Origin of the sequence: Pseudomonas sp. Root71, from assembly GCF_001429045.1 — a bacterium.
GTDB lineage: Bacteria > Pseudomonadota > Gammaproteobacteria > Pseudomonadales > Pseudomonadaceae > Aquipseudomonas > Aquipseudomonas monachiensis.
Map to the genome: position 1 here is coordinate 263,920 of NZ_LMHY01000025.1, position 16,604 is coordinate 280,523.

The 16,604-nt window shown below is 60.1% G+C and carries 15 protein-coding genes; 3 read left to right on the forward strand and 12 right to left on the reverse strand.

All coding sequences use genetic code 11. The annotated features are described in order from the left end of the window. Positions 1–27: 27 nt before the first annotated feature. The 3 genes from ASD95_RS17465 to ASD95_RS17475 all read right to left on the reverse strand — a co-directional run bounded on the left by ASD95_RS17465 (position 28) and on the right by ASD95_RS17475 (position 3,719). Complete coding sequence (locus ASD95_RS17465; RefSeq protein ID WP_056726151.1) at positions 28–1,134, reverse strand: NADH:flavin oxidoreductase/NADH oxidase; 1,107 nt, start codon at positions 1,132–1,134, stop codon at positions 28–30. A gap of 266 nt (positions 1,135–1,400) precedes the next feature. Next, the gene (gene recJ / locus ASD95_RS17470; RefSeq protein ID WP_056726152.1) at positions 1,401–3,110 is read right to left on the reverse strand and encodes a single-stranded-DNA-specific exonuclease RecJ; all 1,710 of its coding nucleotides are present in this window, start codon (positions 3,108–3,110) and stop codon (positions 1,401–1,403) included. 66 nt (positions 3,111–3,176) lie between these two features. Continuing rightward, on the reverse strand, positions 3,177–3,719 hold the full coding sequence (locus ASD95_RS17475; RefSeq protein ID WP_007971297.1) for a YaeQ family protein: 543 nt from the start codon (positions 3,717–3,719) through the stop codon (positions 3,177–3,179). A 147-nt stretch (positions 3,720–3,866) separates the two neighbouring features. On the opposite strand from ASD95_RS17475, the gene ASD95_RS17480 reads away from it, so the two are divergent. Together ASD95_RS17480 and ASD95_RS17485 are read left to right on the forward strand one after the other, a co-directional pair. Next, positions 3,867–5,066: a CaiB/BaiF CoA transferase family protein gene (locus ASD95_RS17480; protein ID WP_056726153.1), complete on the forward strand. Its 1,200-nt coding sequence runs from the start codon at positions 3,867–3,869 to the stop codon at positions 5,064–5,066. Further along, positions 5,020–5,988, forward strand: a complete 969-nt coding sequence (locus ASD95_RS17485) for a TIGR02285 family protein (RefSeq protein WP_056726154.1) — start codon at positions 5,020–5,022, stop codon at positions 5,986–5,988. Before ASD95_RS17480 ends, ASD95_RS17485 begins: the two co-directional genes overlap by 47 nt. 169 nt (positions 5,989–6,157) lie before the next feature. Here the strand turns inward: ASD95_RS17485 and ASD95_RS17490 are convergent, their stop codons facing one another. The 6 genes from ASD95_RS17490 to xerD all read right to left on the reverse strand — a co-directional run bounded on the left by ASD95_RS17490 (position 6,158) and on the right by xerD (position 12,791). Beyond that, positions 6,158–6,445 carry a DUF3509 domain-containing protein gene (locus ASD95_RS17490; protein ID WP_056726155.1) on the reverse strand — a complete coding sequence of 96 codons (288 nt, stop codon included), beginning with the start codon at positions 6,443–6,445 and terminating at the stop codon, positions 6,158–6,160. Positions 6,446–6,606: 161 nt separating this feature from the next. Next, positions 6,607–7,962: a transporter substrate-binding domain-containing protein gene (locus ASD95_RS17495; RefSeq protein ID WP_056726156.1), complete on the reverse strand. Its 1,356-nt coding sequence runs from the start codon at positions 7,960–7,962 to the stop codon at positions 6,607–6,609. 119 nt (positions 7,963–8,081) lie between these two features. Continuing rightward, on the reverse strand, positions 8,082–9,491 hold the full coding sequence (gene thrC, locus ASD95_RS17500; RefSeq protein WP_056726157.1) for a threonine synthase: 1,410 nt from the start codon (positions 9,489–9,491) through the stop codon (positions 8,082–8,084). A 66-nt stretch (positions 9,492–9,557) separates the two neighbouring features. Continuing rightward, positions 9,558–10,862 carry a homoserine dehydrogenase gene (locus ASD95_RS17505; protein ID WP_007998527.1) on the reverse strand — a complete coding sequence of 435 codons (1,305 nt, stop codon included), beginning with the start codon at positions 10,860–10,862 and terminating at the stop codon, positions 9,558–9,560. A gap of 133 nt (positions 10,863–10,995) precedes the next feature. Then, complete coding sequence (dsbC, locus tag ASD95_RS17510; RefSeq protein ID WP_056726158.1) at positions 10,996–11,727, reverse strand: bifunctional protein-disulfide isomerase/oxidoreductase DsbC; 732 nt, start codon at positions 11,725–11,727, stop codon at positions 10,996–10,998. Between the two features lie 167 nt (positions 11,728–11,894). After that, entirely contained in the window at positions 11,895–12,791 is an 897-nt protein-coding gene (xerD, locus tag ASD95_RS17515; protein ID WP_056726159.1) for a site-specific tyrosine recombinase XerD, read from the reverse strand. 107 nt (positions 12,792–12,898) lie between these two features. On the opposite strand from xerD, the gene ASD95_RS17520 reads away from it, so the two are divergent. Next, positions 12,899–14,710 carry a cation:proton antiporter gene (locus ASD95_RS17520; protein WP_056726160.1) on the forward strand — a complete coding sequence of 604 codons (1,812 nt, stop codon included), beginning with the start codon at positions 12,899–12,901 and terminating at the stop codon, positions 14,708–14,710. Positions 14,711–14,913: 203 nt separating this feature from the next. Here ASD95_RS17520 and rplS read toward each other — a convergent pair whose 3' ends face one another. From rplS to rimM, 3 genes are read right to left on the reverse strand one after another with little or no spacing between them, the layout of a single operon-like run. Next, entirely contained in the window at positions 14,914–15,264 is a 351-nt protein-coding gene (gene rplS / locus ASD95_RS17525) for a 50S ribosomal protein L19 (protein ID WP_003175895.1), read from the reverse strand. A gap of 45 nt (positions 15,265–15,309) precedes the next feature. After that, positions 15,310–16,062: a tRNA (guanosine(37)-N1)-methyltransferase TrmD gene (gene trmD / locus ASD95_RS17530; protein ID WP_007897583.1), complete on the reverse strand. Its 753-nt coding sequence runs from the start codon at positions 16,060–16,062 to the stop codon at positions 15,310–15,312. Positions 16,063–16,064: 2 nt separating this feature from the next. Then, positions 16,065–16,601: a ribosome maturation factor RimM gene (gene rimM / locus ASD95_RS17535; protein ID WP_056726161.1), complete on the reverse strand. Its 537-nt coding sequence runs from the start codon at positions 16,599–16,601 to the stop codon at positions 16,065–16,067. Positions 16,602–16,604: the final 3 nt, after the last annotated feature.

The window sequence follows — 16,604 nt, forward strand, 5'->3', positions numbered from 1 at the left end:
TCAGGGGCTTTTTCGTATCGTTGGATTTCAGTCGCGCAAATCCGATTCATGAATCGGCTGCTCACGGTGAGTCGCCCGCTGATACTGCGCCGGCCATACAGCCTTGTGCCCGCCCAGATCGTCATCCGCGTGCAGCGCCCAGTACGGATCGCGCAACAACTCACGAGCGAGGAAGATGATGTCCGCCTGACAGGTGCGCAGGATGTGCTCGGCCTGGGCCGGCTCGGTGATCATGCCGACCGTACCGGTGGCCATGCCCGACTCCTTGCGCACCCGCTCGGCGAAGCGGGTCTGGTAACCCGGCCCTGTGGGAATCTCCGCATTCACCGCCGTCCCGCCCGACGAGACGTCGATCAGGTCGACCCCCAGGGCCTTGAGGCGTCGTGCCAGCTCCACGGTTTCATCGGGGTTCCAGCCGTCTTCCACCCAGTCGGTGGCCGATACCCGGACAAACACCGGCAACTCTTCAGGCCACACCGCACGCACCGCTTCGGTGACTTGCAGCACCAGCCGAATGCGATTTTCGAACGAACCGCCATATTGATCGCGACGCTGATTGCTCAACGGCGACAGGAACTGATGCAGCAGGTAACCATGGGCCGCATGCACTTCGACCACCTTGAAACCGGCCGTCAGTGAGCGCTTTGCCGCATCGACAAAGGCCTGGATGACCTTGGCGATCTCGCCGTCATCGAGTTGCCTGGGTTGGGTGTGCTGTGGATCGAATGCAATCGGTGAAGGGCCGACCGGCACCCAGCCGCCTTCATCGGGCTTGACGCTGCCATGCTTGCCGAGCCACGGCCGGTAGGTGCTTGCCTTACGCCCGGCATGAGCCAGCTGAATGCCGGCAACGGCGCCCTGGGCGGTGATAAAGCGGGTGATACGTTGCAGGGGTTCGATCTGTTCGTCATTCCAAAGACCGAGGTCCTCGGCCGTGATACGCCCGTCGGCGGTGACCGCCGTGGCTTCGGTAAACACCAGCCCGGCCCCGCCGACAGCGCGGCTGCCGAGGTGGACAAGGTGCCAGTCATTGGCCAGGCCATCGGCACTGGAGTACTGGCACATCGGCGATACCGCGATGCGGTTGGGCAGGGTCAATTGGCGAAGGGTAAAGGGTTCAAGCAGCAGACTCATGGGGCACCTCTCGAATCAGTGGGCAGGCTCCAGGTTCTGTTTGAATAGTCGACGAGTGACAGGAAAAAGGTACAACACCCGCCCCCGCGGGCAAAAAATTCGACAAGACGTCACAAGGCCAAAATCAAGCAGTGCTTAGAGCCTAGTCGACATCGGAGATCAGTGGAGGGTTCAAGAAAAGATCGCAGCCTTCGGCAGCTCCTACAGGTGTACGTCATGCCTTTGTAGGAGCTGCCGAAGGCTGCGATCTTTTGATCTTTAACGCACTATCGCGGTTCGATGTGGGCAATCATCAATTGAACCGTCTCGTTGCCACGAAACTCGTTGAGGTCGAGCTTGTAGGCCAGTTCCACCCACTTGATGGTCGGATTCGGCCAGATGTCGCGGTCGATCCCGAAGGCAATGCCGTCGAGTTTCACCGAACCACACTCACTTTTGAGCACGACTTTAAGGTGCCGCTCGCCAACGACACGCTGCTCGACCAACTGGAATACCCCATGAAACAACGGCTCCGGGAAGTGCTGACCCCAAGGGCCGGCATGCCGCAGGGCACGTGCCAGTTCCAGGTGGAACTCTTCCACCGCCAGGGTGCCGTCCGACAACAGACGGCCCGTCAGGTCTTCTTCGCGCAGTTGCCGGCGCACTTCAGCGTCGAAGGCTTCGGCGAACAAGGGGAAATTCGCTTCCGGCAGCGTCAGGCCGGCCGCCATCGCGTGCCCACCGTATTTGGTGATCAGATTCGGATGCTGCGCCGCCACCACGCTCAAGGCGTCGCGGATGTGAAAGCCCTGGACCGAACGCCCCGAGCCCTTGAGCAAACCATCCCCGGCATCGGCAAAGGCGATGGTCGGGCGGAAATAGCGCTCTTTCATCCGTGACGCGAGGATACCGATGACCCCCTGGTGCCACTCGGGATCGAACAGGCACAAGCCGAACGGCATCGACTCCACCGGCAGATCCTTGAGCTGTGCCAGCGCTTCGCGCTGCATGCCTTGCTCGATGGATTTGCGATCCTGGTTCATGCCGTCCAGTTGCGCCGCCATCTCACGGGCCAGACCGGCGTCTTCGGTCAGCAGGCACTCGATGCCCAGGCTCATATCGTCAAGGCGCCCTGCAGCGTTCAGGCGTGGCCCGACAATGAAACCCAGGTCAGTGGAGGTGATGCGCGCATGATCGCGCTTGGCCACTTCCAGGATCGCCTTGATCCCCGGCCGGGCACGTCCGGCGCGAATCCGTTCCAGGCCCTGATGCACCAGAATCCGGTTGTTGGCATCCAGCGGCACCACATCGGCCACGCTGCCCAGAGCCACCAGGTCGAGCAGTTCGCCGATATTCGGCTGCGGCGTGCTTGTGTACCAGCCCAGCTCGCGCAGCCGCGCGCGCAGGGCCATCAGCACGTAGAAAATCACCCCGACGCCGGCCAGCGCCTTGCTCGGAAACTCGCAACCGGGCTGGTTCGGATTGACGATGGCATCGGCCAGCGGCAGTTCGTCACCGGGCAAGTGGTGATCGGTGACGAGCACCTTGAGCCCGGCCTTTTTCGCCGCTGCCACGCCTTCGACGCTGGAGATGCCGTTGTCGACGGTAATCAGTAAATACGGCTGACGCTCGAGCGCCACCGCGACGATTTCCGGCGTCAGGCCGTAGCCGTAGTCGAATCGGTTGGGCACCAGGTAATCGACATGTGCCGCACCCAGCAAACGCAGGCCCAGCGTGCCCACGGTACTGGCCGTCGCGCCGTCGGCATCGAAGTCGCCGACGATCAGGATGCGCTGACGCTGCTCAAGTGCCGTGACCAGCAAATCCACCGCCGCATCGATGCCCTTGAGTTGCTGGAACGGAATCAACCGCGCCAGGCTCTTGTCCAGTTCCGCCTCGGACAGCACGCCCCGAGCCGCGTACAGGCGGGTCAACAGCGGCGGAATATCACCGAGGAATGGCAGGGTGTCGGGCAGCTGGCGAGGTTCGATGCGCATGGGGTGAAAGATGCTTCTCTTCAATACGTAGGATAAGACCGGGTGACGCGGTGCAGCAGCGAAAAATCAGCCGCGCTCACCGGCCAGCCACTGCAGCTGGACTTCGTGCTGACCACGGTCGTCGGTGACGAAAATCGTTCCTTCGCTGATCATCACGTCCCACTTGATGACGCGGGGCATGTCTTTGGCCAGGGTTTCCAGGACTTCCTGAGGCACGGCAGCGATGTTGACGTTCTTCAGGTTTTTCACCGCCGGCACCACTTTGCCCTCCCACACACGCAGGCTGCCATAGGCCAGCAGGCTGGTACGCTCAGTGCGGCGCGAGCACCAGGTCAGGCGCTCGGCATCCGGCTGGCCGACTTCGATCCAGTGCAGGACGCGGTCATCCAGGCTTTTTTCCCACAAGGCCGGTTCATCCACTTCTGACAGACCACGGCCAAAAGACAGCTGCTCGTTGTACCAGAGGGCGTAGGCCAGCAGGCGCACGGTCATGCGCTCTTCGGTTTCCGAAGGATGACGGGCGATGGTCTGCTTCACGCTCTCATAGACGCTGCGGTCGAGGTCGGTGAGGTTCAGTTCAAACTTGTAGGTCGTGGACGGCTGGGCCATGAACGGGCTTCTTGATACGAGGAAAGGCGGCAAGTCTAACCGATGCAACGGGCAATCCACGAATTGAACACCATCAAGCTGGAGCGTCGGACAGTCGGCTATGCTAAAACGCTCTATTCGCCCAACCTTTGCCCCACAGGATCCAGCATGCCGTTCACCGCCAAACCGCTTTCCGGTCTGAAAGTCATCGAATTGGGCACATTGATTGCCGGCCCGTTTGCCTCGCGCATTTGCGCTGAATTCGGTGCCGACGTGATCAAGATCGAATCCCCGGACGGCGGTGATCCATTGCGCAAATGGCGCAAGTTGTATGAAGGTACTTCGTTGTGGTGGTTCGTCCAGGCTCGCAACAAAAAGTCCCTGACCCTCAATCTCAAGCATCCCGATGGTCAGGCGATCCTGAAACAGCTGCTGGGTGAGGCAGACATCCTGATCGAAAACTTTCGCCCCGGCGTCCTGGAAAAACTCGGCCTGGGCTGGGACGTCCTGCACGCCCTGAACCCGAAGCTGGTCATGGTGCGGCTGTCGGGTTTCGGCCAGACCGGCCCGATGAAGGATCAGCCCGGCTTTGGCGCTGTCGGTGAATCCATGGGGGGGCTGCGCTACATCACCGGCTTCGAAGACCGCCCACCGGTGCGCACCGGCATTTCCATCGGCGACTCGATTGCCGCGCTCTGGGGCGTGATCGGCGCGTTGATGGCCCTGCGTCATCGTGAAGTCAACGGCGGCCAGGGGCAAGTGGTGGACGTGGCGCTGTACGAAGCCATCTTCGCGATGATGGAAAGCATGGTCCCGGAGTTCGACGTGTTCGGCTTCATCCGCGAACGCACGGGCAATATCATGCCCGGCATCACTCCGTCCTCGATCCACACCAGTGCCGATGGCAAGCACGTGCAGATAGGCGCCAATGGCGACGCGATTTTCAAACGCTTCATGCTGATCATTGGCCGCGAAGACCTGGCCAACGACACCCAGCTTGCCAGCAACGATGGCCGCGATGCCCGACGCGACGAGATTTATGGCGTCATCGATCGCTGGGTCAATTCGCTGCCGCTCGACACGGTGCTGGCGCAGCTCAATCAGGCCGAAGTGCCGGCCAGCCGGATCTTCAGCGCCGAAGACATGTTCAATGACCCTCAGTACCTGGCACGGGAAATGTTCCTGCAAGCCAAGCTGCCGGACGGCAAAGACTTCAAGATGCCGGGCATTGTGCCGAAACTCTCAGAGACACCCGGGGAATGTGAATGGGTCGGGCCACAACTGGGTGAGCACAACGCACAGGTACTCCAGGAACTTGGCTATGACGCGACGCAGATCGCACAATTGCGCAAAGACGGAGCCATCTGAACTGAGGCGCCTGCCTGCATGGGACATTGGACCCTGCCCGTCACGCGGCGGGTGGCTGCTGTGCGTGCTGGCGATTTCGCTTCTGCTCCTTGAACCGGTCCCCTCAGCCCTGGCGCAAACCAGGGAAACCCTGATCTGGCTCAAGCGCGACCTGCCGCCACTGACGATCTTCGAGGGGCCGAAAAAAGGCCAGGGCGTAATCGATCAACTGCTTCCACTGTTGATTGCCAGCATGCCGCAATACCAGCACAGCGTGATGAGGGTCAATCGCGCACGCGGATTGCAAATGCTCCACGAGCCGTCCCTCGTCTGCGATGCGGCGCTGAACTGGAGCAAGGAACGGGAACAGTGGATCGCCTTTTCCATCCCGGTCTTCCGTGCCATGAGTAATGGCCTGGCCGTGCGGCGCGTCGACCAGAAAGCGCTGGCCCCTTTTATCAAGGACGGCGAAGTGGACCTGGCAGCACTGCTCGCCAGCGGCAGCGAAAAACTGGGGATCATTGCCGAGCGCAATTACGGCGAATACCTCGACGCACTGCTCAAGCAAGCGCCGGCCGACGCGCTGACCGCTCATTACGGTAACGACGCCTTGGGCAGCCTGCTGCAGATGCAGCGCCTGGGACGCTTGCGCCTGCTGTTGGGTTATCGCCCGGAAATTCGCTACCAGGCCTCTCTGCAAGGCATTGCCGAGGATGAATTGCAGTTCTATCCGATCCGTGGCGCGGGCAAATACCTGTCCGGTTACATCGGTTGCACCGACACGCCAAAGGGCCGGCAGGCCATTGTCGAGATCAACCAGGTGCTGCGCACCCTTCCCCGTGAACGCCTTGACGAGGCCTACGCCGCCTGGCTGGATCCGGAGAGTCGCAACGATTACCTGAAAGATACCAAGGCGTTTTTCGACGACCTGGCATCCCCCTGACAAATCCCGGGCAAAAGAAACCCCGAGAAGTGGGGAGACGACTCGGGGTTAAACGTGGTCTGTTTGGAGACCAGTAGCAGCAAGCTACAAGCACCGGAGCACAATGCTTGATCCTGCTGTTACAAAGTCTGACTGACCTGGGCGCGGGAAGGTTCCCGCAAATAACCTTTCAGTTGCGACTGGCCAGCAGCTTGTCCTGCGCCGCATTACGCAATGCCGCAATGACACAAGGCTCAAGACGTCCTTCAGCAATCAGCACGTCGCGATGCAAACCGTCGACCACATCCGTCAGCAAGCGTTTGTCATTCAACTGGGCCTGATTGAACTCGCGCTCGACAACGGTGGCGCCCATAGCATTCTTCAGGGTCACCCGGCATTCGCCACGAATGCCTGACGGGGTCAACGTAACCTGATACGGGCTCAGCGCCTCACCGAGCAACAGACTGATACTTTCCATCCCGATCACCACTCAATAGTCCGAAAACAACGTGCCTGGGGCATGCCTACAACAAATGACCGCTGGCCCGAGAAGAAAGTTCTGGATACTGACCGCAGGCGAACCTGCAACCCAGTCAAGTGAGCATGCACGGCGAACATGACAGAGAAAAAACGCCATCATCACGCCTGTCGGGTGCGCCGGGCGATGTCGGCCCATCCCCCCAGCAATCCCCGTAGCTGGCCATCGGCCGTGTAAAACGGCACCGTCCACTGGTAGATATCCCTGACTCCGTCCTTGAACATCAATTGACGCTCGAAAAAGCGCGTCCTGCGTGAACTCAATTGCGCCATGTACTCGGCATGCAGCAGTTCCGCGGTTTGCCTGGGCATGGCGTCGACCTCAATCAACTGCCGCCCCTGCATCCGGTCAAAACGCGTCGACAAGGCGTCCTCATAACTTTTGTTGCACATGATCAAGCACCCTTGCAGATCACGGACAAACATCGGGTCAGGCATGGCATCCATCAGGGCATGCTGGAAAGCGAGTTGATCGCGCAGATTGCTTTGGGCCTCGACCCGTTGCCTGACCACCACCGCCAACCGTCGGTTCCAGAGCAGGGACAACAGACCGAACAGGCCGACCACCAACACGCCCCAGCAAACCCACTGGTCAATCCGCTGCCAGAGGTCAGGCGCCTGTGGCACGGTAGCGCCGCCGAACCACTTCAGGCGAAGGCCGCGCAACTCCTGTTCAGAAAACGCCTCAAGCGCCTTATTGAGGATACTCAACAGCTGCGGCTGGCCTTTGCGCAACGTCAGATAATCCGCATCCCATTTACCCGGTACCACAGCCCCGACCTGCAACCGCCCCGACGGAAAAAGCCGGGCGCCGATTTCGTTCTCGATGGTGACGTAGGCTTCATCGCTTTCAACCCATGCACGGGCTTCGGCGTGGGTTTTAACCGAACGCAATTCGATGGCTGGATAATCGCGACGGATCACCGCTTCCAGTGCATGCCGGGTCGGCAGCACCAGTACCCGCTTCGCCATATCCTCCAGCGTTTGCACCGGCGGTGCCCCGGCCCGCCCGACAAAGACCCATCCTGCACCGCCGAATGCATGGCTGAAATCGAGAAACGCATTGCGTTCGTCATTCATCGCCAGCGTCGTACTCAAATCCGCAGCGCCGTTTTCCAGATGGGCCAGCATCTGGTCGGTGGAGAAAGACTCCTGGTAAACGAACTGCAACCCCGTCATCTCACTGATGCGCTTGAGCAGGTCACTGTTCAAGCCCGTCCATTGGCCTTGTTCATCCTTGAACAGGTACAACGGGTATTCCAGTGCCGTGACCACGACCCGTGGATGGCTGGCCATCCACTGCAACTCCTGGTCATCCAGCACGACCATTGAGCGTGCGACAGGCTTTCCACGCTCCTGAATCGACGCAGGGTTCGCCCCGCCCCATTCGGCGATTCCCAGCATGCCGAATAAAATCAGCCAGCGCGCGACTGGCTTGAACACACTTGTAAACAGCATTCCCACGTCCTTGGTGATCCATTCGCCTGTCCCTTCGCGGCGATAACACGACAAGTGTGCATGCAGAAATGAAAAAGCCCGTCAGGAGACGGGCTTCAAAATGTAACAGCGCTGACCGGTTACAGGGGCTTGCCACGGTTGCCATGCTTGCTGACAAAGGCCTGCACGGCCTTCAGGTCATTTGGCAATACGGTGCAACGTTCGTCTCGCTCAAACAAATCAGAAAGATGTACTGGCAGTTCAAGAGCTTTTCCTACACCGGCTTTTTCCACCGCGTCCGGGAATTTGACCGGGTGGGCGGTGCCCAGGATCACCATTGGAATGTCCAGGCTGCGACGGCATTCCCGCGCAGCTTTCACGCCAATGGCAGTGTGCGGATCCAGCACTTCGCCAGTCTGCTCGTAGACTTCGGCGATGGTTTCGCAGGTTTGCGCGTCATCCACGGCCAGCGAGTCGAACAACTTGCGGGCTTCGGTCCAGCGTTCTTGCTCGACGCTGAAACCGCCGCCCTGCTTGAACGAATCCATCAGCCCGGCGATGGCCGCGCCGTTGCGACCGTGCAGGTCGAACAGCAGGCGTTCGAAGTTCGACGACACCATGATATCCATGGATGGCGACAGCGTGGCGTGCAGGGTTTCCTTGACGTACTGGTTGCCGCTCATGAAGCGGTGCAGGATGTCGTTGCGGTTGGTGGCGACGATCAACTGGTTGATCGGCAGGCCCATGTTGCGCGCCAGGTAACCGGCGAAGATGTCGCCGAAGTTGCCGGTCGGCACCGAGAACGACACCGAACGCGCCGGGCCGCCCAGTTGCAGCGCTGCGTGGAAGTAGTAAACGATCTGGGCCATGATCCGCGCCCAGTTGATCGAGTTCACCGCGACCAGGCGAGTGCCCTTGAGGAAGCCCTGGTCGGCGAAGCTCGCCTTGACCATTTCCTGGCAATCATCGAAGTTACCTTCGATGGCGATGTTGTGGATGTTCTCACCGAAGATGGTGGTCATCTGCCGACGCTGCACTTCGGACACCCGGTTGTGCGGGTGCAGGATGAAGATGTCGACGTTTTCGCAGTGCTTGCAGCCTTCGATGGCGGCCGAACCGGTGTCACCGGAGGTTGCACCGACGATCACCACGCGCTCGCCGCGCTTTTCCAGCACGTAGTCGAGCAGGCGACCCAGCAGTTGCAGGGCGAAGTCCTTGAACGCCAGGGTCGGGCCGTGGAACAGCTCCAGCACCCATTCGTTGCCGTTCAGCTGACGCAGCGGCGCAACAGCGCTGTGGGCGAACACGCCGTAGGTTTCTTCAAGAATCTTTTTGAAATCGGCGTCCGGAATGCTGCCGGTGACGAACGGGCGCATGACGCGAAAAGCCAGCTCGTGATATGGCAGGCCGGCCCAGGAGGCGATTTCTTCCTGGGTGAAACGTGGCAGGTTTTCCGGGACGTACAGACCGCCGTCGGTGGCAAGGCCTGCCAGCAGGACGTCTTCGAAATTCAGGGCCGGTGCCTGGCCGCGGGTACTGATGTAACGCATGACTGACTCCAATGGACAGTGTTCGTAGTGCCGGGCCCGCAAGCGAGCCCGGTCAACGATATCGGCTTAGTTCAGGTGCTCGACACGGATCCGTACAACCGGACCGACCACACCCGCCAAAGCTTCCAGAGCAGCGATGGCATCGTTGATGTGCTGTTCCAGCACGCGGTGGGTCAGCAGGATCATCGGCACCAGGCCGTCGTGCTCCTCGGCTTCCTTCTGCATGATCGACTCGATGTTGATGCCGCGCTCCGAGAGGATGCTCGCGACCTGAGCCAATACGCCCGGATGGTCCTTGGCCTGGATACGCAGGTAGTAGGCGCTTTCGCAGGCTTCGATCGGCAGGATCGGGTGAGCCGACAGCGAGTCCGGCTGGAACGCCAGGTGCGGCACGCGGTTCTCCGGGTCGGAGGTCATGGCGCGGACCACGTCCACCAGGTCGGCGATCACCGACGAAGCAGTCGGCTCCATGCCGGCGCCAGCGCCGTAGAACAGGGTCGAACCGGCAGCATCGCCGTTGACCATCACCGCGTTCATCACGCCGTTGACGTTGGCGATCAGGCGATCGGCCGGGATCAGCGTCGGGTGCACGCGCAGTTCGATACCGGCCGCGGTGCTGCGCGCCACGCCCAGGTGCTTGATGCGGTAACCCAGCGCTTCGGCGTAGTTCACGTCGGCGGTGGTCAGCTTGGTGATGCCTTCGGTGTAGGCCTTGTCGAATTGCAGCGGAATACCGAACGCAATCGAAGCCAGGATCGTCAACTTGTGAGCCGCGTCGATACCCTCGACGTCGAAGGTCGGATCGGCTTCGGCGTAACCCAGGGCCTGGGCTTCGGCCAATACGTCTTCGAAGGTGCGACCCTTCTCGCGCATTTCCGTGAGGATGAAGTTGCCCGTGCCGTTGATGATGCCGGCCACCCAGTTGATGCGGTTGGCGGACAGGCCTTCGCGGATCGCCTTGATCACCGGGATGCCACCGGCCACCGCCGCTTCGAACGCAACGATCACGCCCTTCTCGCGGGCCTTGGCGAAAATTTCATTACCGTGAACGGCGATAAGCGCCTTGTTCGCGGTGACCACATGCTTGCCATTCTCGATGGCCTTGAGTACCAGCTCGCGGGCAACGGTGTAGCCGCCCATCAGCTCTATAACGATGTCGATCTCAGGGTTCGTGGCCACTTCGAAGACATCGTTGGTAATCGCAATACCGGTCGTTTGGAACTGAGGCTTTGGCGTGCGCATGGCAATTTGTGCCACTTCGATCCCACGCCCGGCACGACGAGCAATTTCCTCGGCGTTGCGCTGAAGTACGTTGAAGGTACCGCCACCGACGGTTCCTAACCCACAGATGCCTACTTTGACCGGTTTCACTGTGAACTCCCCATAAAACGGCCGACTCGAGGCCGGCCGTGAAAACAACCGCATGCTCGCGGCTCTCTATTGATGGCCCGGCGAATGTCGCTGCCGGACCATGATCGTCAAGGCTCGCCGTGACGATGCGAATTTACTTCGCGCCCAGCGCCAGTTTGGCGACTTGTGGCGCAGGCTGGTAGCCCGGAATGACCTGACCGTCGGCCAAAACGATGGCCGGTGTGCCATTCACGCCGATCGACTGGCCGAGTGCGAACTGTTTGGAAACCGGGTTATCGCACTTGGCGGCCTTGATTTCCTTTCCGTCGACCATTTTGTCCATGGCCGCTTTCTTGTCTTTCGAGCACCACACCGCTTGCAGTTGCTCGTCACCCGGCGAGCCCAGGCCCTGGCGCGGGAACGCGACGTAACGCACTTCGATGCCGCGCTTGTTCAGCTCAGGCACTTCGGCGTGCAGCTTGTGGCAGTACGGGCAGGTGGTGTCGGTGAATACGGTGATGTGCGACTTGGTTTCGCCAATGGCCGGGTAGACAACGGTTTCGGCAACCGGAATGTTGTTGATCAGTTTGGAGATGCCCAGGCGCTCGGTCTTCTCGGTCAGGTTGACCGGCTTGCCGTCCTTGAGATCGAACAGGTAGCCCTGGACCACGTACTGGCCGTCGGCGCTGGCGTACAGCACACGGCTGCCCTTGAGCTTGACTTCGTACAGGCCTGGCAACGGGCTGGCGGTGATGGTCTCTACCGGCACTTCGAGCTGGAGGTTTTCCAGGCTTTTACGAATGGCTTTGTCGGCCGCGTCATCGGCGACGGCAAAGGTGCTGACCAACGCAATGGCTGCGGCGGCGAAAATCTGGGTCAGACGCATGAGAACTCCTGAAGGCGAACATATGGGACGATCAGAACGCCCGTGCCGAAACACCGGGTCATAACCGCCCATCGTGCAAACCGGCCCAGCCTATCACATAAGGTCCGCAGGGCCGAATGCACCTGATGCAAGACATTTGTGGCTGCACAATCCCACAGGTTTTTCGGTCAACCCCGGGGGTGATGCCTGGCATGCAGATCCTGCAAACGCGCTCGGGCAACATGGGTGTAGATCTGCGTCGTCGATAAATCGCTGTGCCCCAGCAGCATCTGCACCACCCGCAGGTCTGCGCCGTGGTTGAGCAGGTGCGTGGCGAAGGCATGGCGCAAGGTGTGTGGCGACAGCGACTTGCCGATCCCCGCCACCTTGGCCTGGTGCTTGATCCGGTGCCAGAAGGTCTGGCGGGTCATCTGCTCGCCACGCTGGCTCGGGAACAACACATCGCTGGGACGCCCGCCAAGCAGTTCGCTGCGGGCATCACGCATATAGCGCTCGACCCAGACAATCGCCTCCTCGCCCATCGGCACCAGCCGCTCCTTGCTGCCCTTGCCCATCACTCGCAACACGCCTTGACGCAAATTGACTTGCTCCAGGGTGAGGCTGATCAGCTCGGTCACCCGCAAACCACAGGCATACAGCACTTCAAGCATGGCCCGGTCGCGCTGGCCGATGGCCTCGCTCAAATCGGGCGCCTTCAGCAAGGCTTCCACATCCGCCTCGGACAAGGACTTTGGCAGCGGCCTGCCGAGTTGCGGCATATCAACGCGCAATGTCGGATCGACCGAGATCATCTTTTCCCGCAGCAGGTAACGATAAAAGCCACGCACCCCCGAGAGAAAGCGCGCAGTGGAACGAGGCTTGTAGTTTTGCTCCAGACGCCAGGCCAGGTGGTCGAGTATCAACTCGCGCCCGGCATTGACCAGCTCCAGCCCTTTGTCCTGCAGCCAGCCGTTGAACAGCGCCAGGTCACTGCGATAGGCATCGCGGGTGTTATCGGAAAGGCCTTTCTCCAGCCACAGGGCATCGAGGAATTGGTCTATCAGCGGGTGATCGATGGCAGGCATGGGCACTCGAATCACGCAACCTTGAGGCCGCGCGCAAAATTAAAATTGGACATGGAAACGGCCGCTAGTCTTTCATAGGCCGCCATTTCAAGGAACAGGGAGCAGCAATGAGCGAGCAGCAGATTTTATTGGCATTTGGCGGGATAGGCGCGGCGGCGCTGCTTTGCCAATGGCTGGCCTGGCGCTTGAAACTGCCGGCGATTCTTTTTCTGCTGTTGGCCGGCATCCTGGCCGGCCCCGTGCTGCACTTGCTCGACCCGCAGGAAATGTTCGGCCCACTGTTGATGCCGCTGGTGTCCCTGGCGGTGGCGCTGATCCTGTTCGAGGGCAGCCTGACCCTGCATCTGTCCGAATGGCGCGAAATCGGCAGCGTTGTCCATCGGCTGGTCACCATTGGCGCCCTCTCTACCTGGGTGGTCATTGCTGTCGCCACTCACTGGCTGCTGGATTTCGACTGGATGCTGGCCATCCTGTTCGGCAGCCTGACCCTGGTGACCGGGCCGACCGTGATCGTACCGATGCTGCGCGTCGTGCGCCCGAAAGCGTCGATTGCCAACATCCTGCGCTGGGAAGGCATTGCCATCGACCCCATCGGTGCCCTGCTGGCGGTGGTCGTCTATAGCTTCATCATCGCCAGCTCCAAAGGTAACGGTCTCGAGGAAAGCCTGCTGACCTTCGGCGGCGTGATTTTGTGCGGCAGCCTGTTCGGTGTTTTGGGTGGCTGGTTGCTCGGTACACTGATTCGCCGCCAGTGGCTGCCGGAATACCTGCACAACCTGGCAGCGCTCGCGGCAGTCCTGGGTATTTTCATTGGCTCCAATGAAGTCACCAACGAATCCGGGTTGCTGGCCGTGACCTTGATGGGCATGTGGCTGGCTAACATGAAAGGCGTGGACGTGCGGCACATCCTGCACTTCAAGGAGAACCTCAGCGTACTGCTGATCTCCGGCCTGTTCATTCTGCTGGCGGCCCGGCTGGACCTGAACGCCATGATCGGCCTCGGGCCTCTGGTGCTGATTTTGCTGCTGGTCATTCAGTTCATCGCCCGACCATTGAATGTGCTACTGAGCACGGCGGGCTCCAGCCTGGGTTGGCGCGAGCGAGCGTTGCTGGCGTGGATTGCCCCAAGGGGCATCGTGGCAGCGGCAGTGTCGGCGATCTTCGCCATTCGCCTGCATGAGGCAGGTCACCAGGGAGCATTGCTGCTGGTGCCGCTCACCTTTGCGGTGATCATCGGCACGGTGGTGTTGCAAAGCGCGACGGCACGACCGCTGGCTCGCCTGCTAAAGGTGGCGGAACCGGCACCGAGCGGCTTCCTGATCATCGGCGCCAACGGACCTGCGCGCACGCTGGGCAAGGCCCTGCAACAATTGGGCAGTCGCGTACTGCTGACGGATTCGAGCTGGGAAAACATTCGCGCAGCGCGGATGGAAGGCTTGCCGACCTATTTTGGCAACCCGGCGTCGCAACATGCCGATGCGCACCTGGACCTGGTCGGCCTCGGGCATTTGCTGGCGTTGTCGCCCTCCGGCGAGATGAACACCCTGGCGCTGATGCGCTTTCGTCATGAGCTGGGCCATCAGCGCATGTTCGGCCTGGCCAGCGGCCAGGAAAACCGCCGCACCGACAAGCACCGCACCAGCCTGGAACATCGCGGCAATCAACTGGGCAGCGAAGCGCTGACCTACGCCAAGCTCGCCAGTCAACTGAGCCAGGGCGCCGAGTTGTACAGCACAACGTTGACGGATGGTTTCAGCTGGGACGACTACCGTGCGTTGCATGGCGAGCGTGCGACCTTGCTGTTCGTGCGCGACGGCAGCGGTTGGGTGCATGTAGTGACACCGGAAAGCACGATCAAGCCTGCGGCGGGGTGGACGTTGTTGGCGTTGATTCAGCCGGAGACTGTTGGCGCCGGCTAAAACGCATCGCGAGCAAGCTCGCTCCCACAATGATCTTTGGTGCTCACAGATATTGCATCCACTGAGGATCCACTGTGGGAGCGAGCCTGCTCGCGATGGCCGCGACTCGGTCTTGCGCCAGGCCGCGAACCGGAGAACTCATTAAATCGAAGACAACAAAAAAGCAGCCCGCAGGCTGCTTTTTTTTGCATCGGAAGCTGGACTTAAGCCAGTTTTTCCTTGATGCGAGCTGCTTTACCCGACAGGTCACGCAGGTAGTACAGCTTGGCTTTACGTACGTCACCGCGACGCTTGACAGCCATGCTGTCGATTTGCGGGGAGTAAGTCTGGAAAGTACGCTCTACGCCAACACCGTTGGAGATTTTACGAACGGTGAATGCACTGTTTACGCCGCGGTTACGCTTGGCGATAACAACACCTTCGAACGCTTGCAGACGCGAACGGTCGCCTTCCTTCACTTTCACCTGAACGACAATGGTGTCGCCCGGGGCAAAGGTAGGGATCTCTTTGGTCATCTGCTCTGCTTCGAGTGCAAGGATGATTTTGTTAGTCATGCTGTGCTCCTAAGGTAAATCGTCGGATCTACCATCGATACGTTGTTAACTATCGTCCCGCTCGCGGATGTATTCCTCGAGCAGCTTCTTCTCTTCTCCAGAAAGCGAGCGGCTTTCCAGAAGATCGGCGCGTCGTTCAAAGGTCCGACCAAGGGACTGCTGTAAACGCCAACGCCGGATGTGCGCGTGATTGCCACTTAGCAATACGTCGGGAACACGCTGATCCGCATACACCTCCGGTCGGGTGTAGTGCGGGCAATCCAGCAAACCATCCGTAAAGGAATCTTCCTCGGCGGAGTCCGCATGCCCTAAAGCTCCAGGCAGCAGTCGTGTAACCGCATCGATCAGGACCATCGCCGGCAGCTCGCCGCCAGACAGTACATAGTCGCCAATCGACCACTCTTCATCGACATGAGCATCAATAAAACGCTCGTCAATGCCTTCATAGCGGCCGGCAATCAGGATCAATGCATCCAGATTCGCCAACTCGCGTACCGCCGACTGAGTCAGTTGACGGCCTTGGGGGGACAGGTAAATTACCTTCGCCGCCTCCCCGGCTGCTGCCTTGGCCTGAACCAGAGCATCTTCCAGGGGCTTGATCTTCATCACCATGCCCGGACCACCGCCAAACGGGCGATCGTCCACAGTGTGATGTCGATCCGTCGTGTAGTCTCGCGGATTCCAACAGGTGAGCTGCAAGAGCCCCTGTTTCACCGCCCGACTGGTGATGCCGTACTCGCTGATGGCGGAAAACATCTCGGGAAACAGACTGATCACTTCTACGCGCAAGTTAGCCACGCTTAGAAATCCGCGTCCCAATCCACCTTCATCTCGCCCGCTGCCAGGTCGACGGCCAACACGCATTGCTCCGTATAGGGCAACAGGCGTTCGCGATCATCCAGGCTGCCAGCGCAAGGCTTGACCACCATGACATCGTTCGAGCCGGTCTCCAGCAGGTGATCGATTTTCCCGAACAGTTGTCCGAGGGTGTCGATGACCTTGAGACCTTCCAGCTGGTACCAGTAGTACTCGCCGTCGGTGAGTTCAGGGAACAGGTTGCGCGGCACGCAGATCTCATAACCGGCCAGAAGACGAGCTTCTTCGCGATCATCAAGACCCTTGAGCTTTGCGACCAGGAACTTGTCGTTCCCGCGTCCGCTGACCAGCTCTACCTGCTTTACATTACCGTCACGCTTGAGCGTCCAGGTCTTGTATTCCAGCAGGTTTTTGATCGGATCAGTAAAGGAGTACACCTTTACTTCGCCGCGAACGCCGTGAACAGAATAAATCTTGCCGATAACGATCAAATCATCAGCAATGGCTGGCGTCGCGTTCATATT